The sequence below is a fragment of the Azospirillum largimobile genome (assembly GCF_977007025.2).
Map to the genome: position 1 here is coordinate 245273 of NZ_CDRMUA020000007.1, position 20867 is coordinate 266139.

The window sequence follows — 20867 nt, forward strand, 5'->3', positions numbered from 1 at the left end:
CTAGGCATTTGATCAGCCACACCAACAAAGAAATATTCTTGCGAGGTATGGTAGCAAGGACGCCGATGATCGAGTTAATGCTTTTGTCTTATGTTACATCTGTGAAATTTGCAGGAGGGTCGCAATGCATACTTGAATATGCATTGCCACGGGGGAGGCTTGAGGGAAGGAGCGCCTCTGTTCCCAGTGCTCCTTCAGCCCGCCGGCAGGATGAAGCCCTGCGGTGGCTTGCCGGCCTTGTGCAGCGACCACATGACCTGATAGGCCCGTTCCAGGTTGCGGGTGAAGCGGTGGCTGTCGAACAGCGGCGCCGTCATCCGCCCGTTTTCCAGACGCTTGCGGAAACCCGCGCGCCGGGTGGGGTCGCCGGCGAGCGCCACCGCCAGCTCCTCGTACTCCGCCAGCGACCGTGTGATGGTGTCGGGCAGGCCGGCGGCGTTCAGCAGGCTCGCCGCCACCCTAGACGCGAAGGTGCCGCCCAAGCAGGTCACCACTGGGCAGCCCGCCCACAGCGCGTCGCTGGTGGTGGTGTGGCCGGTGTAGGGGAGGGTGTCGAGCGCCAGGTCGGCGACCCGGTAGCGGGCGATGTGGTCGGCCAGCGGGCGGGGCGGGGCGAAGACTAGCCGGGCGGGGGCGACGCCCTGGGCCTGGGACTGGGCCTTCAGGTTGGCGGCGGCCCGCGGGTTGGCCTCGAACAGCCACAAGACCGATCCCGGCACGCGCTTCAGGATGCGCATCCACAGGGCGAACATGGTCGGGCTGATCTTGTAGGCGGTGTTGAAGGCGGCGAAGACGACGCCGTCCTCCGGCAGGTCGCAGTCGGCCCGCGACGGTACCTGCTCCGGCAGTGGGCGGCGGCGATCGTTGATCTGATAGGCGTCAGGCAGGATCGCCAGCCGCTCAGCATAGAAGAGCTGGTGCTCCGGCGGGGTGACGAAGCGGTCACCGATCACATAGTCCATGTGCGGGCAGCCGATGGTGCCGGGATATCCGAGGTAACTGACCTCGACCGGCGCCAGCCGGCGCGACAGCAGGTCGAGCCGGGTCTGCTTCGTGTAGCCCTTCAGGTCGATCATGATGTCGACGCCGTCGTCGGCCATGCAGCGGGCGACGGCGTCCAGCGGCACGCTGCGGATGTCGCGGAAGCGGTCGAAAGCCTTCACCAGCCGCTGGCGCATGGCGCTGCCGTCGTCGGGGCCGTAGGAGTAGGCCAGCACCTCGAAGCGCTCGCGGTCGTGCAGTTCGAACAGCTCGGCCGCCAGATAGGCGGTGGCGTGCTCGTGGAGATCGGCCGAGACATAGGCGATGCGCAGCCGGCCCCCGGAGCGGTCGTCGGATTGGGGGGCGGGCCGCGCCGGCATCGGCGGAGGGGAGGGACGCTTGACCAGCCGGTCGTAGAACAGCCGGGCGGAGCGGTCCTGCTGGGCCGGGGTGGTGTCGATCGACAGGGTGGCCAGCGGGATGACGACGCCACCGTCACGGTCGATGATCTCCGTCACCCGCGCGCACAGCCGGTCGTAATCGTCCCAGGCGCACAGCGTCTGCTTCAGATAGAGGTGGTAGCACAGCGCTTCGGTCTTGGCCGGCGTCAGCGTCACCGCCCGGGCATAGGCGGTCTCAGCCTCGTCCAGGCGGCCCAGCTCGCGCAGGGCGTGGGCGTGGCCCAGCATCGCCTCGCCGTTGCCGGGCTCGACGACCAGCGCCCGGGTCAGGGCGCGGAGCGCCTCGGCCATCCGCTGCCCCTCGCGCAGGGCCACGCCGAGATTGGCGGCGGCGAGTGCGTCGATCGGCCGCAGCCGCAGCGCGCGGGCGAAATCGGTCGCCGCCCCGTTCCGGTCGCCCAGCGCCAGCCGGGTCGAGCCGCGGTTGAGGTAGCCCTCCGGCGTGCCGGGCGTCAGCTGGACGCAGCGGTCGTGCGCGGCCAGTGCCTCGCCCATGCGGCCCAGCGACTGCAGCACCGTGCCGAGATTGCCGTGGCTGTCGGACAACTCGGGCTTGGCTGCGATCGCCTGGCGCAGGATGGTTTCCGCCTCCTGCGGGCGGTTCTGCATCATTACCACCGTGCCCAGCAGCTGGGTAACCTCGCCCTGGCCGGGAACGGCGTTCAGGATCGCCCGGCACACCTGCTCCGCCTCGGCTGCGCGGCCGGCCCGGAAATGGTCCAGCGCCAGCCGCAGCGCTTCGTTCAGCGTCATTACCGGGCCTCCCCAGCAAGGGCGACGTCCCGGAGGTTCGCCCCGGCCCCGCTCCTAGCCGCCACCTCCGCCGTCACCCTGGCCATCACCTCGGCCCAATCGTCGGGACGGGCTTGGCGGAACAGGCGCATGGTCGGGTACCAGGGGCTGTCGAGCCGGTTGCGCATCCAGCGCCAGTCGGCGAACCATTTCAGCACCACCCAGGTCGGCCGCCCCATGGCGCCGGCCAGATGGCAGACCGAGGTGTCGCAGGTGACGATCAGGTCCATGTTGGCCATCACCGCGGCGGTGTCGAGGAAGGCGTCTGGTCCGGCGTCGAAATCCGCCCCCAGCTCCGTCACCGCCACCCGGTCGCGCAGCCGCTCCAACTGGTCCAGGCCCGATACCTTCTGCAGGCTGTAGAGCCGGACGCCGGGCAGTTTCCCCATCGCCTCGAAGCACTCCAGCGGGATCGACTTGCCGGTCTCGTTGCCGTGCCAGTTGATGCCGATGCGCAAGGCCGGGCGATTGCCGCCCTCGAACCGGTCCAGCCGCTCCGCCCAGCCGGCCTGCAACTGCGGCTCGGCCCGGATATAGGGCACGCCGCCGGGGACGCTGTCCAGTGTGGTGCCCAGCCGGTGCATTAGGCTCATTAGCGAGATGTGGTAGTCGTAGGGCGGCAGCGGCTCGCCCAAAGCGAACAGCCCGTCCAGGTCGGGGGCGGTCGACAGCACGCGCTTTAGCGCCGGCTGGCATTCGTAGAGCACCCGCGCGCCCATGCGCTTCAGCACGCCGGCATAGCGGATGTATTGGAAGGAATCGCCCAGCCCCTGTTCGAAATGCACCATCAGGGTCTTGCCCGCCAGAGGCTGGCCCTGCCACAGGACGCCCGGCATGTTGCGCTTGCGCCAGACCCCCTGCTCCAGCCGGCCCTCATAGGCTACGGTGCCGTTGGCGTAGTCGCCGGCCATCAGCAGGCAGGTGCCGAGATTCTTGCGGTATTCCGGCTTGCCGATATCGATGGCGAGCGCCCGGCGGTAGTTCAGCGCCGCCTCCGACAGATGGCAGAGGCTGAGGCTGACGGCGCCCAGGTTGTTGTAGTTGACGGCCACGTTCGGTTCGACGACCAATGCCAGCCGGTAGACGGCGCGCGCCCGCTCGCCGTCGCCGCTGAACATGAAAAGGTTGCCCAGCGTCAGCAGCGCGCCCGGATAGTCGGGCTTCAACTTCACCAGTTCGCGGAAGGCGATCAGCGCATGCTCGATGTGGCGGCGGTCGAGCAGGATTCCGCCCAGCGCGTTCAGCGCATCCAGATGATCGGGCTTCAGCCGCAGCGCCTGGCGGAGCGGCTCCATCGCCTCGTCCGGCCGGCCGGCGCTGCGCAGGCAAAGGCCCAAGGCACCATGCAGGGTGGCGGCATGCGGCGTCGCGATGTCCAGGTTTTCGTCGATCAGGCGGCGGTAGACGATGGCCGCCTCGTCGAAGCGGCCGGCCTTGAACAGCGCTGCACCGGTGTTGTAGGCCTGGATGAAGGCCGGCGAGAACTCGGAAATGGCAACCCCCAACGCTTGGCCGCGCAAAATGACCGGCGGCGCGGAAACGGGGTTTCTTAACCCAAGACCCCGGTCGTCAGCAATAAAGGGCTGCCTCTTTCACTTCTTTGATCTTACCCCTGCGGCTTCCGGCCGATGGCCGCCCAGGAGATCTCGTTAACCCAGGCAAGGCGCACGTCCTCCAGCCCGGCGCCCGTCATCAGCGCCTCCACCTCGTCGCGGCGCCAGTAGTTGGCGATCTTCGGCAGCATCTGGTCGAAGACGATGGAGCGCAAGTGGGCGAAGTCGAAGCGGCGGATCAGGCGGAAATATTCTAGCCGGTCCAACCCCAGCCGCAAGGCCAGCCACAGCACGGCGGTCGGCGGCAGGGACAGCGCATGCACCAGCCCGATCGGCAGGCGGCTGAACAGCGCCTTGCGCAGCGGGTCGGCAAAGCGGACGATCCAGCCGTTGTTCTCGCGGCCATAGACCCAGATCATCACCCGCCCGCCCGGCTTCACCGCGCGCACCATGTTGGCGAGCGCCGTCTCCGGGTGGGCCAGATGGTGGATGACGCCGATGGAGAAGGCGAGGTCGAAGCGCTCCACCTCGTCCAACTCATAGGCGCTCTGTCGGCGCACCTCCATTGCCGGATGCGGCGCCAGCGTCGCACGGGCGGACGCAAGGCTGCGCTCGTCGATGTCGATGGCCAGCCCGCCGGCCGCGCCATAGCTCATTGGCCAGTGGCTGTTGCGCCCCATGCCGCAACCGACGTCGACAAAGGTCAGGCCGCGCCAGTCCTCCGGCGCCATGAAGGGCGTCCAGCGGCGGAACTGCTCCTCGTAGATGCCCTTCAGTTCGGCATATCGCCCCCACTCGTAGCCGAAGCGGTCAGCCGACCCGCTGTGCACCGCAGACGCGGTGTCGGGGGCAGGGGAAGAGGGCGGCGCTTCGCTCATCGCGGCGGTCCGGTGTGGTGGCGGGGAAGGAGGCGCTATCGGTAGAAGCCGGAGGGCAGGCTTGTCAAGCGAGGGGCAAAGGAGGAGGGAACGCGACTCTTGGCAGAAAGTGCCCTGCATTGGCAATCTTTGCCAAGCGCTCCAGCCTCATGATGAAAAGCAGGAGGTGTCTCATGCCCACCATGAATGCCAGCCTTCCGGAGACCCTTGCCAGCTTCGTCGAGCGTCAGGTTGCCAGCGGCGGATATGCATCGCAAAGTGAGGTCCTGAACCTCCCCATGGCTAAAGCCAGGGGGTTCTGGAGGTGCCTACGCCGGATCTCTCTGCGGCTCTCGCTTGCGCTACAGCATCCGCAGCCTCGGTCCGGCGGCCATCCCCCTGCAACGGACGATCCGCTCCGACGCCACCCCTGTTGCCAGGGCGGACGTGGGGACGGGCAAAGCCCGCCCCGCTCGCAGATTGGTTGAAGCCCGACGCCGCCCGTTTCAGCAGCGGTTCCGCAGCCGCCCAATGCACCGCGCATTGGGATGTGTCGAGCCTGTCCCATTCGACAAAGCGCGCCAGCCACGCCGAGTACAGATCGCGCTGCACCCGGCTGCCATCGGCGAACACATGCCACCGCTGCGACAGCGGCTTCTTCACGTACTCGCCCGTGTCGTGGCTAACCTGCGACAGCCGCGTCGTCCGCGTTGCAAACTCAACCACCGAAGCACCGGCACTCGCAGCCTTGCGCTTCAGCATCGAGACGAACAGGGACGGCGCGCGACGCTTCACGCTCCGGCCGAAATTCCTCTGGAAACTCCGGTAACTCACCTTCTCCGTCTTTATGGTGTCGCCCTGCGCCAGCACCCGGTTGGCGAGTTCGCCGTGGGCACGCTTGCGCTCCGCTGCCAGACACCGTTCCACCTCAGCCTTCTTGGCCGCCAGAACGCGGTAGCGGCGCGAGCGCACTGCGATGCGCGCACCCCGGCGGTACGTGCCGTCCGCATTGAAGGCGTCGGGGTTGGTGGCGCGGCGGGACCGGTCCATGGCGCGCTGGAGACGGCGGATCACCCGGTCCATGTCGGCCACGCCTGGGCAGAACGGCTCCAGTGTGGCATCCGTGTCCGACACGGCGGCGAGGGTGCTTGGCCCGAGGTCCAGGCCGACGATGCCTGCGCCGACCGGAAGGCGCTCCTTGCGCGGCGCTACCCCCTCCTGCACCAGTTGGGCGTACCAGCGCGTCTTGCCGCGCACGCTACGTCGCAGGACGCGGACGTACTTTGTCCGGCACGACAGCGCCTGCTCCTGCCAACCGTCGCGGTCGCGCGGATCGCGCAGGAGCGGCAGGACGAGGCCGTCCCACAGCACGACGGGTATTTCGTCCTGCCAATGCAGGCGGATCACCGCGTCGCCTTTGCCCTCGACCGAGGAGAGCCGGTTCTTGCCCTTGAAGCGGGGGCGCCCCCGCTTGCCAAAGGCGTGCATCTGCACCGCCTTGAAGGCGCGCAAGGACGTGGTCTGCGTGTCATGGCTGCCGAGGTGCTGACCGATCCAGCAGGCGTCCCGGCACGCCTCGGCGTGTTTCTGGATCGACGCCGACGAGAACCCGAAGCGCAGCATCGTCGCCTTGAACAGCGCGGTGCGCTCCTTGCTCTTGGGCAGGCGACAGGTGGCCTGCCAGTCCTTGGACTGGCGCATCAGGGCAAGGCGCTTCAGCGTCTCATCCAGGCAGGCGTTGTAGATATGCCGCGCCGCCTCCAAGCGCACCTCCAGCACGCGCTCATCCGCCGCGTTAGTGCGCAGCGGGAACTCGGCGATGAAGGAGGTTCGGCGATGAAGGAGGGGTGGCGGCGCGCATGAGTGCAGCGTACTCTGCCTGGAACGATTGGTGAACACATTTCGCCTTCGGCGAAGGCGGCGCTGTCCCCATGGCTGAAGCCAGGAGCTTGCGCACCGCCAAGGTTCCGTTCTCGGTCATGGATGCGTTGCGCCTGCTGCACCGCGAAAAGGCGGCGGAGCAGGAGAAGCTGGAGATGCTTCGGCGGGCGGTCATGGTCGGTTTTGAGGATCAGAGGGAGGGTCGCCTGAACGATCCTCGACGGGTAAGGCATGGAGGTCTGATAGGCGGCCAGCACCGGCGGGCAACACCCGTGTGACGGCAGGCTTGGCCAGTCCATTGTCCGACACCTTTCCGAAGGCGAGTTTGAGGTTCGAATACCCAATGTCGAGCCCGATGGCGAACATGGCGGCACAATCCTGGAAGTTGCTCTGGCGGTTCACTGCAGGAACCTATGAGCCATGCTAGCAACTTCAAAAGGCCCGGCGCGCCGCCGAAAGACGACGGAAATCGACGTCTTTCTCAGGTGCGCGGCGCAAAGTGCCTCTGGTGGTGCTCTAGCGGTGCTCGAGCGGTATCGGAGGCGGCGGAGCACATCCATGGGCATCTGGTCGGGCTGCAGGTAGGCCCATTTTGGTATTTAGCCGGGGCCAAAGGAGGCGCTAGCTGAGGCAGCGCCTCATAACGTGCCTTACACCTTGAGGGTCCGATCTGCGCAGCCCCCCCGGTCTGCGCAGATCATGATCTGAGCAGACTATGGTCGTTCTCGTGCAGATGACAGGAAGAACAACCATGTTTCGGATTTATTGGTGGTTTCTATCTGCGCAGCCCCCCCGGTCTGCGCAGATCATGATCTGAGCAGACTACCCTTGAATATACTCCGGGGTAGTGATAGCGTGGCTTTATCTGCGCAGCCCCCCCGGTCTGCGCAGATCATGATCTGTGCAGACCCCTTGGCCCCCGTCTCTTTGACATAGCCCTGCGCCCATCTGCGCAGGGGGGTGGGTCTGCGCCGATGGTTAGGTATTTGCGCAGACCCCCCCGAGGAAAAATGACCCTTGAAGATGAGATCAAAGCTCTGCGGGAGCGTACCGGAGCGAGTTTTACGGACCTGTTGAGAGCTCTATTGTTGTCCGAGGGCGATGTGCTCGAAACTGAGGCCCGGGGACTCTCATCGGGCTTCTACGGAGAATGTGAGCGTGTCCGCAAAGAAAGGCCGTCGTCCGAACACAACCGCTATCTGGCGCGGGTTGAGCGACGCAATGTGGCGATCTCAATCCGGTGGGCGAAAGTGAGGTTCATCGGAGCGAAAGGGAGCCGCCGCCGGATGGACGAGAACGTGCCGCGAGGCGACACGGCCCAATACCCGATGACCGCCTTCCCTGATGCGCAAGGTTGGGAGAGGGTGCTCATCAGTGGTCTGGAAGAGAGGTTTGGCCCTCTGCGATCGCGAAGCAGTGTGATCGCGAAAATGGCTGTACTTGGAGCGGCCTACCGCCAGGTTGAGGAGGGGGCTCGACAGCGTCAGGCTGCGCTGGAGGCCGACATCACAAAGTTCTAAGCGAGGCAAGGACTTGCGTTTCCGGGAAAATCCCTAGGCTGAAGACAGAGGGTGAGCGGACGGCCGCGCCCCCCTGGACAGGCAACGCACACCTCAGGAGGCAGGCATGCAGGACGCAGAGTTGGAGCTTTATGGCGATCTGTTCGTCGCGTGCCGCTTCCACGAGGTGGGCCTGACCTTCGAAGAGTTCCTTCGGCACCCGATGAAGGCGATTGCGTCGTTGGAGAATGGTCCTGCGGTGCAGCGGTGGGGACGAATGCGGGCGGTGTCCGCGACAAAGCTAGCCAAGAGTGCCTGCGGCGGTCCTCCTCCGGTCCTGACCAATGAGGCTCGCCGTCAGGCGGGCATCGAGGAACACGAACGCCTCGACGCCGAGGTGCGGCGGTTCTTTGCTCCGGGCTAAGGCCCCCCTGGATAGGCCCCTCTGGAAAGGACTGCCGCTATGGAACGTCTTGAGCTTGGCAAGATACGAGCGTGAAGGGCAGGCCCAGCTCCGCGGGCGGGCTCAGGGCGGTGTCGATCACGGCGCTGCGCTCGGCTGCGGTGTAGGTGGGCGGGCGCCCCGACCGCACCTCTTCCTCCAGACCGTCGAAACCGCGGGCCTTGAAGCGCTTGAGCCAGTGGCGGACAGTCTCGCCGCACAGGCTCATGCGCTCCTAGATGGCCGACGCGGTCAGGCCCTCGACCGAATGCAGGACGATCTGCGCCCGCTGGACGAGGCCGGCGCCCAACCTGCTCGAGCGTGCCATCGTCCTCAACTTCTCCAGCTCCTCGTCGCTCAAGTCCTACACGCGGATGGCCATGCCCCGGCTCCGGGTCGGGGGGCCTTACCAACCGCTCCTAAGCACTGGAGTTCCAATCAACTTGCCGGACGCACCACTAAGGGTGGTGGCAGCCTATCGGGTAACCGACGCGGCGAAGCGGGACTTCAGGATGGTGCTGAAGGAAACGCTGGAGCGGTTCGGGACGCACCAGCGCGAAACCTATAAGCGTCTGATCGGGAAGACGGTGACGATGTTCGCTGAGGATCTCGGCCGCGGTGGCTCGCGTGACCGGGAGACCGTCGTCTCGGGGCTTCGGGCCTTTCATCTCGAAACGGCAGCGGGCCGACGGGGTGCCGCCTCCCATTTCCTGTACCATGTCGTCGAACGTCCGTCGGACGGACCGGCCAGGGTCATCGTCCTGGGGCTGCTGCATGAAAGCATGGAGCCAGCCCGCCATTTCGCCGAGGCTCCCGATTTCGCCGCAGGTTCCGCCACGGAGGCGGATCAGCCGCTTTCCCTTTAGCCCTCTGGCCGCCGCTGATCGCACCAGCGCCGCCACATCATCCGGTAGGCGGTCTCCAGGTTGCGCATGAAGCGCCCTTCGTCGCACAGGGCCGACGCCCGCAGCCGGTCGCGCATGCCCATGCGCAGCCGCATCAGCCGGCTCAGGTCGCCGGCCAGATCGGCGGCGATGGCGGCATAGCGGTCGGGGCTGGCGGCGATCAGTTCGGGCAGGCCGACGGCGGCCATCAGGCTGGCGCCGACGCGGGCGGCATGGCGGTCACCCGCCAGCGTCACCAGCGGCGCCCCCATCCACAGCGTGTCGCAGGTGGTGATGGTGCCGTTGTAGGGATGCGGGTCCAGCGCGATGTCGATGCGGTTGTAGGCGGCCAGATGCCCGGCGGCGTCCTTGATGAAGCCGACGAGGTCGAGCCGCGCCGGGTCAATGCCGGCGGCGGCGAAGCGCGCCCTTATCATGGCGGCGGTGCCGGAGTCGGACAGCGGCCGGTCCTTCAGCAGAAGGCGGGCGTCCGGCACCCGCCGCAGCACCTCGGCCCACAGCGCTACGGTGCCGTCGGTGATCTTGGACAGCTTGTTGAAGGACCCGAAGGTGACAGCCCCCGTGGCGCCCGCCGGCAGCGGCACCACGGGCGGGGCCGCTGCCGGCGGGCGGAAGCACAGGAAGGGGGCGGGCAGCCGGACCAGCGTTTCCACCGCATGGGCGTCGGTTGGTCCGACCGGGTCGCTGATGGGGTCGACGATGCGATAGTCGACCGATTGCATCCCGGTGCCGTTGGGATAGCCCAGCCACGTCACCTGCACCGGCGCCGGGCGCCGCGCCAGCATCGGCAGCCGGTTCAGCCCGGAATGGCCGGCGAGGTCGACCAGGATGTCGATGCCGTCGGCGCGGATCTGCGCCGCCAGCGCTTCGTGGTCCAGAGGACCCACGGTGCGCCAGCCATCGGCCTGCGCCTTGAAGCGGGCCGTGTAGGCGTCGGCATGCCTGTCCGGCAGGATCGAGTAGCAGACGATCTCGAAGCGGCTGCGGTCGGCTCGCTCGAACAGGGGCGTCAGGAAATAGGCGCCGAGATGCTCACGGAATTCCACCGACAGATAGCCGATGCGCAGCCGCTTCTCCGGATCGGGGCGGTTGGCGTGCGGGGCCGGCGGCGACGGCCTGCCGAACCGTTCGTCGAAGCGCCGGTGTTCGGCCAGCAGGCGCTCGCCGGACAGGTCCAGGTAGTTGAGGCACAGCAGCCGCTGGCTGGCGATCAGCGGATCGGCGGGCGCCAGCCGTTCGGCCTGGTCGAAGCACGGGGCGGCGGCCTCGGCCTCGCCGCGCATCTGGTGGGCAACGCCCAGGTTGAACCAGAGGCTGGCATCCTGCCGTGGATTGGCGAAGGTCGCCCGGCTCCAGAACCGCACCGCCTCGTCCAGCCGGTTGGCGCCGTAGGCGCTGCTGCCCAGCCCGACCCAGGGCTTGTCGTACTCTGGCCGTACCGCCGAGGAGGTCCGCAGCGCCGCCGTCGCCTCGTCCGGGCGCTTCAGATCGGACAGGATGACGCCGAGATTGTTCCATACGTCGGCCGCCGTGCCATCCAGTGCCAGCAAGGCGCGGCAGAGCGCCGCGGCCTCCTCCAGCCGCCCGGCGCTGAAGGCCTCCAGCGCACGGCGTTTCAGCCCGTCTGGGGCATCCTGGGGGGGTGAGGTCATCGGCGGGTTCAGGCGAGGCGGGCTTCGACCTGTTCGCACAGGTAATGGTAGAGGCAGATGTGGACCTGCTGGATCAGCGGGGTGGAGCGCGACGGCACGTCCAGCAGGATGTCGCTGAGGCCTGCCAACTTGCCGCCGCCCTCGCCGGTCATGGCGATGGTGGTCATGCCCAGCGTCTTGGCCACTTCGAAGGCGGCGATCACGTTGCGTGAGTTGCCGCTGGTGGAGATGCCCAGCAGGACGCCACCCGGTTCGCCATAGGCCTCGGTCTGGCGGGCGAAGACGCTGTCGTAGGAGTAGTCGTTGCTCCAGGCGGTCAGCACGGCGGCGTTGGAGCTGAGGCAGATGGCCTTCAGCCCGCGGCGTTCCTTCAGGAAGCGGCCCACCAGTTCGCCGGTGATGTGCTGCGCGTCCGATGCCGAGCCGCCGTTGCCGCACACCAGCAGCGCCTTGTTGGCGCCCAGCGCCGTCGCGACCACATCCACTGCCGCCTCGACCCGCGCCGGATCCAGGCTGTCCATGGTACGCCTCAGAACATCGATGGCGGAGGTGAGGCAGCCGTGCAGCGACGGGGCGGAAGCCTGGGAGGCCATGGGCGTGATACCTTGTGCTTGTAGCGGAGACGGGAGCAGCCGGAGGCAGGGAGAATACCGGTGGACGGCTCCGATCGGAGGCGCAAAGTGCATCCTACGGATCACCCGGCTCTGTCAACTCCGTGCCGCGCAATGACCGCTTTCCCGCACCGGACGGAAGGCTTATTTTCGCTTGATCCCCGGACGGCGGGGACCGGCAGAAGGTTGGTCCATGACGACGCGAACGGTCCGGCTGGGCCCCCTCAGCGTGAAGATGTACTGCGCGATCGGCATGATCGCCGTGTCCTGGGCGCAGCTGGAAGACATGGTGTCGCTGTGCATCTCGCGCCTTCTCGGCACCGATCATACCGAATTCCTGCCCATCGCCTCTAACATGCAGGTCAAGGCCCGCTTCGACGCGCTGAAGGCCATCGCCGGCCTGCGGCTTCCTCCCGACGAGGCCAAGGCCCTGGTCGCCCGTTGCGACGAGGCGCTGGAACTGGGGCGGGAGCGCAACAAGATCCTGCACGGTTCCTGGATCCAGGGCGAGACCGATGACGTCGCCATCCGCCTGAACTACCGCGCCCACGGCCGCATCTCGGCCGACGCCCCCGTCATCTCCGCCCGCGAGATCGCGGAGATCAGCGACCGCATCACCATGCTGACCGAAGGCTTCGCCCAAACCTTGCAGCGCCTTGGCCTGTTCGATCCCAAGAACCCCATGCGCAGCCCGGCGCGCGATCCCGGCAGGACGCCGGAGCCTCCTCCCGAGTGACGGCCCCGATTGACGCTGGCACCTCGATGCCGGCTTTTCCAGACGCACCATGCCCACCATCCACGACATCCTGACCGAGGCCGTCGCCCTTCACAACGGCGGCCAGCCGGAGCGCGCGGCGGTGCTCTACCGCGACCTCCTGGCGGTGGACCCGGCCCAGCCGCATGCCCTCCATCTGCTGGGGCTGCAGATGCGCCGTGCCGGCCATGAGGAGGAAGGGGCGGCGCTGATGGCGCGGTCGCTTCTGCTGGCGCCCACGCTTGCGCCCGCCCTCTTCAACCAGGGGCGCACCCTGCAGGATTTGGGGCGGCTGGACGAGGCGGTCGCACATTTCCGCCGCAAGCTGGAGGTGGATCCGAACTGCGGTGTGACGCTGATCCGCCTGGGAAGTGAGGCGCTCGCCCGCGGCCGGCTGTTTGATGCCGGACGGCTTCTGCGCCGCGCCGCAGTCCTGGATGGCGGCGGCGAGTACGCGTCGCGGCTGCGCCGTTCGCTGGAGCGCGTCGCCACTGCCCGCGAACTCGCCCGTGATGCCGCCGACCCGTCACTGCCACCGGGGCTGGTCGTCCGCGGCGCGTTCCGCGACAACAGCGGCTATGCCCACAAGGTCCGCCAGTTCGTCCGCCATCTGGTCGATGCCGGGGTGCAGGTCCGGCTGGTCGATCTGAACCATGACGACGTCGACAACCTGCCCGACGAGCAGATAGACCCGCTCCTGCGCACGCTCGACCGGCCGGTGCGTGCCAGAGCGGTGCTGAACTTCACCACGCCCCTGCTGGTCGAGGCGGTTCCAGGCCTGAAGACGATCAATTACACCGTGTTCGAGGCGCTCGACATCCCGCCCCTGTGGGCGGCGCACAGTCGGCGCCACGACTATGTCGTCGTCGCCACCGAGTCCTCCCGTCAGGCGTGGTTGCGTGCCGGCCATCCCCCCGACCGCGTCCACATTTGCCCGGAGGGGGTGGAACCGCTGGAGCCCGGCCGGGTAGCGCCCGCAGCCATCCTGGACGGAACGGGGCGCCGGCTGGCCGATTACCGGGTGCGCATCCTCAACGTCTCCGACCTCAACAGCCGCAAGAACCTGGAGGGGCTGCTGCGGGTATGGTTGCGCACGACGCGGGCGGAGGACGACGCCGCCCTGCTGCTGAAGGCCGGCAAGGGGGACGGGGCGTCCGGTAGCCTCCGCGACCTGCTGGTCCGGCTGACGGCGGAAACCGGCCGGACGCTGGCCCGGGCGGCACCGCTCTTCCTGATCGAGGGCAAGCTGTCGGACACCGACATGATGTCGCTCCATGCCGCCGCCACCCATTACTGGAGCATGTCGCACGGCGAGGGGTGGGACCTGCCGATGGCGCAGGCCGGCGCCATGGGGCTGACCCTGCTGGCTCCCGACCACAGCGCCTACCGCGCGTATCTGAATGCCGGCGTGGCCCACATGATTCCCAGCCGTGTCACCCCCGGCCTGGACGGCTATCGCGGCCGGGACTGGTGGACCCCCGGCGAGGAGGAGGCCGCCCGGCTGCTGCGCGCGGTCATCGACGATCCCGACGGCACCCGGCGCTCGGCCCGTAGCCATCTGCTGGAGCATTTCGGCTGGCGTTCCGCCGCCCGCCTGCTGATCGGCCTGCTGCGCGATTTGGACGCCCTGTGACGGGCAGCGAGCTTGCATCATCCGGGGGAGCAGGGCAAAGAGCCTCCCTTGGACCAAATTCTTGAATTGCACTCTCACGCAGGTGGCTTGCGCATGGATCAGCAGAAATTCCGGCAGGTGATCGGCGGCATCGCCGCCGCCTGCGCAATCGACCATGCCGCCCTCGACCGCGAGCTTTGCATTATTGAGGCCGCCGGCGACCATCAGCGTCTCTACGACGTCATGGCGCTGCTGATTTCCCGGATCGGCGACAGGTCGGAGAAAGGGCTGCTGGCCGACGCGCTGATCGACTGCCGGCCCGATGACGAGGCCCTGTATCTCGCCCTGGCGCACCGGTTGGCCTATGCCGGCATGGGGATCCTCGAACGTGACCCAGCGATCCCCCGGCAGGGCATCGCCATCCTCGGCCGGGCGCTGGAGCGTCCGGCGCCGTCCTCCCTGCGGCCCCACCTGCGGCCACAGATCCACGCCAACCTGTCCTTTCTGTTCAACGAGGCCGGCCGTCCCGATCTGGCGGAGGCCCATGGCCGCGCCGCGGCTGGCTGCAAAAACGCCATCTTCCATCTCTGGCTCGGCGAGGCCCTGTTCCGGCAAGGGAAATATGCCGGCGACGGGCTTTGTGTCATCGACCTGTCATCCTTGTCCTTGCGCCGGGCCGCCCAGACCCTGGCCAAGGCGGATGCCGCGCCGCCCTTCGCACCGACCGGCCGGCATGTGGTGCTGGTGTCGGTGGACGGCGCCTATTTCAAGCGCTACGCCGCCGCGCAGATCCTGAACCTCCATGCGCTCGGGTCCGCGGTCGCCGTCCACTACCACATCATCAACGGCGACGCGGAGGTCGCCCAACTGATCGAGCGGCTGCGGGGCATCGTCGGCGCCATGCCGGTCACCTTCTCGCACGAGAGCTGGGCAGTGCGGGGAGAGGCCATCGACAAGCCCTATTACGCCTCCTCCCGTTTCCTCATCGCGGCCGAGGTGATGCTGCTGCACAAGGCCGACGTGATCGTGTGCGATGCCGACGTGCTGTTCCGCGAGAAGCCGGAGGACATCGTCAGGCTCGCCGGAGCCGCCGACGTCGCCCACACCGACTATCGCGGCGAGCCGCTGTGCAGCCGCTACAACGCCTCCTTCGTCTATTTCCGCCACAGCCGCAGCGGCTATCTAGCACTGCTGATGATGGCGGATTTTCTGAGGGCCAACTTCGACCGCTGCTACATCTGGATGATCGACCAGGTCGCCCTCTATACCTGCGTCGAACGCGCGGCCCAACTGCTGGGAAGCGAGATGACCCACGCCGCCTGGCCGGACAGCGTCCTGCCACCGCGCGTCGGCGACGCGCTTCCGCTCGTCCTGACCGGCGCGCTCGCCGGAAAGCACGGCAACAGCCCCTACAGCGCGAAGCGGGACGAGATCCTGCGGGCATATGGTTTGTGAGGACAGGCTGCGGGCCGCTCCGCCGACCTGTCTTCTGCCGTGCATCGCGATTGCGGGTGCGGTAAGTAAGCGGCCGTCTCCATCGAGCCGGTTCGCCCAGCCTGCTCGCCCAAGCCGGCCCACCCCCAACGGAGCTTCCATGCCGACCCTCGAAGAAGCCTTCCGCATCGCCGTCGAGCACCATCATGCCGGGCGACTGGCCGAGGCCGAGGCCGTCTACGAGAGCATCCTGGCGGCGGTCCCCGACCAACCGGAGGCGATGTCCAACCTGGGCTACGCCCAGCAGATGCAGGGCAAGCTGGCTGCGGCGGCGGCCACCTACCGTAAGGTGCTGGCCAAATGGCCCGACCGTTCGCAGCCCCACGCCCGGCTGGGCGAATTGATGCAGTGGACCGGCCGCTGGGGCGCTGCGGTCGATTATTACGAAGCTGCGGTGTCGCTGGCGCCGAAGGACGAGGGATTGGCGGCACAGCTCGACCGCGCGGTGTCGCTCGCCGCCCGCCATCAGGCCCTGCGCGAACCGCTGCGTCGCGGCGAAAGACTGGATCTGCGCGATGTCACCTTCATGGTGCCCTGCCGGATCGAATCCCCGGACCGCAGGCGCAACCTGCGCATCCTCGTCACCTATCTGCGCCGATATCTCGACACCAACATCCTGATCTGCGAGGACAATCCCGAGCGCCAGGACGTGCCCGGCATCATGGCCGAGCTGGGGCTGTCCTCCGCCGACTACGGCTATATCCACCTGACCAGCAACGACAGCCATTACACCCACCGGGGCAAGCAGCTGAACATCATGGCGGCCGCCGCGACCACGCCGATCGTCGTCGGGCAGGACACCGACGTGCTGGTGGAGCCGACCCAGTATGTGCTGGCCCGGCAAGCTGTCCTCGACGGAGTGGCTCTTGCCTGTCCGTTCAACGGCCTGTTCTTCGATGTCAGTCCCGACTTCGTCCCCGGGGTGGAGCGGACGCTGGCGGTGAACCAAATCGACCTGTTCGATCCGCGCAACGAGATGCTCTACAAGAACTCCTACAGTGGATCGGTCTTCTTCGGCCGTTGGGTGTTCGACCGACTCGGCGGCTTCAACGAGAAATTCGTGTCCTGGGGCTGGGAAGATTTCGAGCTTTACCGCCGCCTGGAATTGCTCGGTGAGCGGGTGGAGCGCACGCTGGGACCACTCCTCCATCTCAGCCATGCGCGGTCGACCAACTCGGTCACGGAGAATCCCTGGTACACCCACAACACCGCTGAATACCAGCGGGTCGTGTCGATGACCCCGGACCAAATCCGTGCGGAAATCGCCGCCGGCAGTTTCCGCCGCCCGCTGGTCAGCGCGCATGCCGTCCCCGGCTGGGTGGAGCCGTCGGCCTCCTGATCCCGGGCCATGGCGCGACGGGTATCGTGTCCGCCGCGCTCCAATTCGTATCCGAGCCTTTCGCATGCCGCCGCCCCCGCAAGCCCTGTCCTTCCCCGCGCTGTTGGCAGCCGACGCTCCCCGCACGCTGTTTTGCTGCCTGGCCACGCCCGACTATTACCGCCGGCCGCTGTTCTCGGAGCGGGAGGTGTTCTGCGGCCCCGATTGTCCGACGGTGGAGACGGACGATGGCTTCGCTTCGCTCAACACCCCGGCCGGCGAGTTCGATCTGCCGTCCATCGTCGCCCGCCTGCCGGCGCACCAGCGTCCGGAGCTGATCGTCGTCAAGGCCGACGCCACCCGGCGCAACCTTGCCCGCGGGCTGGACCGGCTGCCGGGCACCAAAGTACTGCTAGTCGGCGACACCCACCATTTCGCCGGCCCGCTGCGCACGCTGCTGGCCTATGGCGCGATGGAGAGCTTCGACGCGGTGGTGCTCGACCACACCCGCCAGCACGCCCATGCCTTCCTTGAGGCGGGATTCGACCGCGTCTATTGGATCCCGGCGGTGGACTATGCGCTGCGCCGGCGAGACATTCCCGCGGCTCCCGACCGTCCTCTCACCTTCGTCGGCCAGATCGGCGCCTTCCACCCCTGGCGGCGCCATCTGCTGGACCGGCTGGTGGCGGCCGGGCTGCCGCTGACTGCGATGCGGGCACCGCCGGAAGCGGCGGCCGACCTCTACGCCGCCTCGCAGGTGACGCTGAACGTCTCGCTGAACGGCGACCTCAACCTGCGCGTCTTCGAGGCGCTGGGTGCCGGCGGCTTCCTGCTGACCGACGCGCTGTCGGAAGAGGCCGGGCTGGAGCGCTGCTTCATCCCCGGGCGCCATCTCGCGACCTACCGCTCGCCGGACGAGCTGGTGGAGCTGGCGCGCCATTACCTGGACCACCCGGATCAGGCGATGGCAATCCGCCGGGCTGGCCAGGCGCATCTGCTGGAATTCCACAGCCCGCAGGTCAAGCGTTCCCAGTTCTTCGCCGCGGTGTTCGACGACCGCGTCGATCCGGCGCTGGAGGTGCGGGGGGAACGGCGGGGGCTGTCAGCCCTGCCCGCGCAGGGCACCGGTTTCCGCCGCCGCCTTGCCGCCTATGAGGCGTTGCAGCGGCTTCAGCTGACCGCGTCGCAGCTGACCGTTCATGCGGCTGGGGAAGACGGCTTCGCCACCGACCTGCGCCTGATGGCCCGCGACCTGCCGCGGGTGGTCTTTGTTGCATCGGGCGCTGCGCCAAACGACGCGGCCAATCCTGTTCCGCTGCCGCTGCCGCCATCCCCCGATCAGGTGCGGGATGACGCGGTGGCTCTGCTGCCTTGGCCTGACAAGGCTGGGACCGACCGCCGGATGGCCCGGCTGCCCGGCGCCTTCGTCCTCTGTCCCACCACCTCGGCGCGCGACCATGCCGCGGCGGCCGCCCATCTGGCCGGCTGGGGCTTCGCGTCCACCAATGCCGGTTCTGGCGAACCCGGCGGCATCCTGTTCCAGTGCGCCGACGCCGTGCGTTATGCGGTGCGCTCGCTGTCCAATCCGGAACTGGCGTCCGAACTGGCGCCGGAGCTGCGGCAGGCCCGTCTCGCAGCGCTGGAGCCGATGCTGCGGACTGCCGACCAGACGGTCGGCGTCGCCCGGCTGGCCGCCCGCTGCGGCGAGAACGCTCTGGCGGAGCAATTCCTGCTGCGCGCCGTCGGGCTGGACCGCCAGCAGCCGGACGCGCTCGCCGGGCTGGCCCGTCTGTGCGCGGCGGCAGGACGTCCGCTGGAGGCATCCATCTATCTCGGCGAGGCCCGGCGCGCCGCCGGTCTTGCCGGAACGGCGGATCCCGCTCCGGATTTGGACGCCGGCGCGCTCGCCACCGCGGCCGGCGGCCATCCGGGGCTGGAGCGCTACCGCAGCCTGTTCCGACAGGCGGCCGCCCCCTCGACCGGGAGGGCGCGCCGCATCCTGGTGGTCACCAACCTGTTCCCGCCGCAGGAATTCGGTGGCTATGGCCGCAAGCTGTGGGAGTTTTCGGCCGAACTGATCCGCCGCGGTCATGCGGTGAAGGTGCTGACCGCCGACGTGCCGGAGCTGATCCGGCCGGGCATGGCCGGCACCGAGGACATTGAGGCGCATGTCGACCGTTCGCTGACCCTCTACGGCTACTGGAAGGACGGGCGCGCCTTCATCCACGACGATCCGGCCCGCTGCGCCGCGCTGATCCGCGCCAACATCCACCGCGTGCTGGAGACCGCCCGCGACTTCCGCGCCGACGCCTGTCTGGTCGGCAACCTCGACATGCTGGCGACCGAGTTCCTCGACCCGCTGACCCGGCAGATGGGCGTGCCGGTGCTGCATTGCCTGGGCAACCAGCATCCCAGCTACGCGCCGGAGACGGCACCCCGCTCCCCCCTCTACCGCGCCGGGCCGGCCAGCGGCTGGGTGGCGGAACGGCTGGCCGCCGGCGGCTATGGCCTGCCCGCCACGGTGATCCATCCAGGCGCGCGGGTCGATTACTTCCACCGTGCGGTGATGCCCGCGACCGACCGGCTGCGCATCGCCTTCGCCAGCCTGTTCGTCAACTACAAGGGGCCGCAGACGCTGGTGAACGCGCTGGGGATCCTGCACCGCGAGGGCATCGATTTCGACTGCACCTTCGCCGGGGAGGCGCCGGACGCCGACCTCGCCGCCCGCTGCCGCGACTTCGTGGAGCGCCAGGGCATGGCCGGCAAGGTTCGCTTCACCGGCTTCCTCGACCGCCGCGGCCTGTCCGGCCTGTTCGCCCGCTGCAACGTGCTGGTCTTCCCCAGCGTCTTCCAGGAGCCCTTCGGCATCTCGCAGGTGGAGGCGATGGCCGCCGGCCTGACCGTGGTCGGCAGCGGCACCGGCGGCAGCGGCGAGGTGCTGCGCGACGGCGTCGATGGCCTGCTGTTCCCGGCGGAGGACCACCAGGCGCTCGCCGACCGCCTGCGCAGTCTGGTTGCAGACCGCGCCGCCTGGCTGCGCATGGCGCTGTCCGGCCGCGACCGCGCCCGCGACTTCACGGTCGCCCGGTCCGTCGACCGCATCGAGGCGGTGTTCGAGGAACTGGCCGCGCAGAAGAGGTGAGCGGGGTTGCTGACGCCGGAAGGCTTCTGATAGTGTCGCCCGGCTTTTTACAGGCAGAATTCTTGGATCGGGGCAGTGCCGAAGATGTCGAACGTCCTTGTTACGTGCTGTAACTCCGCCTATTACGAATCCTGTCTTCTTCTGATCAGCACGGCCCATGCGACGAGCGATTCCACCATCGACAGGATCCTCGTCTACAATCTCGGTCTTTCGGGCGACCAGGTCGACTTGCTGAACAAGTGCCACAAGGTGCAGGTCGTGGAATTCCCGGCCTGGCTGTCCGACATTTATCCCGAGTTCCTCACTCCCAAGCAGTATGCCTGGAAGACCTTCGTCATCAAGGATGCGGCGTCCTACGGAGACAACATCTTCTATCTCGATTCCGGCGCGATGCTGGTGAGGGACATCAAGGACATCTACGAGAAGATCGAAAAGAACCACATCTTCGTCGTCGGCGATTCGCACAAGAACAAGACCTGGACGCACGATCTCTGCTTCAGGATCATGGGGGCGTCCGAAGAGGAAAAGAACGCCAACCAGATATGCGCGGGAATCCAGGGCTACAAACCCAACGGACGGTTCCAGCGCTATGTGGACGAGGGGTTCCTCTATGCCTGCATCAAGAGCGCGATTTTCGGCGACCACAAGAACCATCGCCATGATCAGAGCATCTATTCCGTCCTGGTCAAGCGCTATGGCATCGAACCCGAGGACATTGACATCTACGGCGAGTGGAAAGGCATCCTGAGGCCGGATCAGGCCATCTATGTCCACAGACGCTATTTCCCGGTCTCCAAAATCCATCTCAGGATGAAGGGATGACGGGCCGGGAATGACCGACCCGGCCGCCTCCGAAGCCCGGCTCCAAAGCCGGCGGTGAGAAAAAAGGTCCGGGTTCCCCTCCCCTTTCGAT

17 protein-coding genes are annotated in these 20867 nt (G+C 67.5%); 10 read left to right on the forward strand and 7 right to left on the reverse strand.

Annotated elements, in window-relative coordinates; genetic code table 11:
* Window positions 1-194: 194 nt before the first annotated feature.
* The 4 genes from ACWPKK_RS30225 to ACWPKK_RS30240 all read right to left on the reverse strand — a co-directional run bounded on the left by ACWPKK_RS30225 (window position 195) and on the right by ACWPKK_RS30240 (window position 6543).
* Window positions 195-2195, reverse strand: coding sequence for an O-linked N-acetylglucosamine transferase, SPINDLY family protein (locus ACWPKK_RS30225; protein WP_452012015.1), 2001 nt, complete (start codon window positions 2193-2195; stop codon window positions 195-197).
* Window positions 2195-3739: a tetratricopeptide repeat protein gene (locus ACWPKK_RS30230; protein WP_452012018.1), complete on the reverse strand. Its 1545-nt coding sequence runs from the start codon at window positions 3737-3739 to the stop codon at window positions 2195-2197. The genes ACWPKK_RS30225 and ACWPKK_RS30230 overlap by 1 nt, the downstream gene beginning before the upstream one ends.
* Window positions 3740-3840: 101 nt before the next feature.
* Entirely contained in the window at window positions 3841-4665 is an 825-nt protein-coding gene (locus tag ACWPKK_RS30235; protein WP_452012021.1) for a class I SAM-dependent methyltransferase, read from the reverse strand.
* Window positions 4666-4947: 282 nt separating this feature from the next.
* On the reverse strand, window positions 4948-6543 hold the full coding sequence (locus ACWPKK_RS30240; protein WP_452012023.1) for a hypothetical protein: 1596 nt from the start codon (window positions 6541-6543) through the stop codon (window positions 4948-4950).
* A gap of 32 nt (window positions 6544-6575) precedes the next feature.
* On the opposite strand from ACWPKK_RS30240, the gene ACWPKK_RS30245 reads away from it, so the two are divergent.
* The 3 genes from ACWPKK_RS30245 to ACWPKK_RS30255 all read left to right on the forward strand — a co-directional run bounded on the left by ACWPKK_RS30245 (window position 6576) and on the right by ACWPKK_RS30255 (window position 8448).
* A complete protein-coding gene (locus tag ACWPKK_RS30245; protein WP_452012027.1) occupies window positions 6576-6803 on the forward strand; it encodes a hypothetical protein in 228 nt (75 codons plus the stop codon).
* A gap of 732 nt (window positions 6804-7535) precedes the next feature.
* On the forward strand, window positions 7536-8045 hold the full coding sequence (gene mobI / locus ACWPKK_RS30250) for a conjugative transfer protein MobI(A/C) (protein ID WP_452012030.1): 510 nt from the start codon (window positions 7536-7538) through the stop codon (window positions 8043-8045).
* Window positions 8046-8151: 106 nt separating this feature from the next.
* Complete coding sequence (locus ACWPKK_RS30255; RefSeq protein ID WP_452012033.1) at window positions 8152-8448, forward strand: hypothetical protein; 297 nt, start codon at window positions 8152-8154, stop codon at window positions 8446-8448.
* Between the two features lie 37 nt (window positions 8449-8485).
* Here ACWPKK_RS30255 and ACWPKK_RS30260 read toward each other — a convergent pair whose 3' ends face one another.
* Window positions 8486-8695 (reverse strand): helix-turn-helix domain-containing protein, encoded by a 210-nt coding sequence (locus ACWPKK_RS30260; RefSeq protein WP_452012035.1) that lies wholly within the window; start codon window positions 8693-8695, stop codon window positions 8486-8488.
* A 151-nt stretch (window positions 8696-8846) separates the two neighbouring features.
* Here ACWPKK_RS30260 and ACWPKK_RS30265 point away from each other — a divergent pair, with 151 nt between their 5' ends.
* Window positions 8847-9332: a type II toxin-antitoxin system RelE/ParE family toxin gene (locus ACWPKK_RS30265; RefSeq protein ID WP_452012150.1), complete on the forward strand. Its 486-nt coding sequence runs from the start codon at window positions 8847-8849 to the stop codon at window positions 9330-9332.
* Here ACWPKK_RS30265 and ACWPKK_RS30270 read toward each other — a convergent pair.
* Together ACWPKK_RS30270 and ACWPKK_RS30275 are read right to left on the reverse strand one after the other, a co-directional pair.
* On the reverse strand, window positions 9329-11023 hold the full coding sequence (locus ACWPKK_RS30270; RefSeq protein ID WP_452012037.1) for an O-linked N-acetylglucosamine transferase, SPINDLY family protein: 1695 nt from the start codon (window positions 11021-11023) through the stop codon (window positions 9329-9331). The genes ACWPKK_RS30265 and ACWPKK_RS30270 overlap by 4 nt on opposite strands.
* Window positions 11024-11031: 8 nt before the next feature.
* Window positions 11032-11616, reverse strand: coding sequence for a D-sedoheptulose-7-phosphate isomerase (locus tag ACWPKK_RS30275; RefSeq protein ID WP_452012040.1), 585 nt, complete (start codon window positions 11614-11616; stop codon window positions 11032-11034).
* Between the two features lie 211 nt (window positions 11617-11827).
* On the opposite strand from ACWPKK_RS30275, the gene ACWPKK_RS30280 reads away from it, so the two are divergent.
* The 6 genes from ACWPKK_RS30280 to ACWPKK_RS30305 all read left to right on the forward strand — a co-directional run bounded on the left by ACWPKK_RS30280 (window position 11828) and on the right by ACWPKK_RS30305 (window position 20776).
* The gene (locus tag ACWPKK_RS30280) at window positions 11828-12370 is read left to right on the forward strand and encodes a hypothetical protein (RefSeq protein WP_452012042.1); all 543 of its coding nucleotides are present in this window, start codon (window positions 11828-11830) and stop codon (window positions 12368-12370) included.
* A gap of 49 nt (window positions 12371-12419) precedes the next feature.
* The gene (locus ACWPKK_RS30285) at window positions 12420-14021 is read left to right on the forward strand and encodes a tetratricopeptide repeat protein (RefSeq protein WP_452012045.1); all 1602 of its coding nucleotides are present in this window, start codon (window positions 12420-12422) and stop codon (window positions 14019-14021) included.
* A gap of 93 nt (window positions 14022-14114) precedes the next feature.
* Complete coding sequence (locus ACWPKK_RS30290; RefSeq protein ID WP_452012048.1) at window positions 14115-15455, forward strand: hypothetical protein; 1341 nt, start codon at window positions 14115-14117, stop codon at window positions 15453-15455.
* Window positions 15456-15594: 139 nt separating this feature from the next.
* Complete coding sequence (locus ACWPKK_RS30295; RefSeq protein WP_452012051.1) at window positions 15595-16833, forward strand: tetratricopeptide repeat protein; 1239 nt, start codon at window positions 15595-15597, stop codon at window positions 16831-16833.
* Between the two features lie 64 nt (window positions 16834-16897).
* Window positions 16898-19954 (forward strand): glycosyltransferase family protein, encoded by a 3057-nt coding sequence (locus ACWPKK_RS30300; RefSeq protein WP_452012053.1) that lies wholly within the window; start codon window positions 16898-16900, stop codon window positions 19952-19954.
* A gap of 84 nt (window positions 19955-20038) precedes the next feature.
* Window positions 20039-20776: a hypothetical protein gene (locus ACWPKK_RS30305; protein WP_452012056.1), complete on the forward strand. Its 738-nt coding sequence runs from the start codon at window positions 20039-20041 to the stop codon at window positions 20774-20776.
* Window positions 20777-20867: the final 91 nt, after the last annotated feature.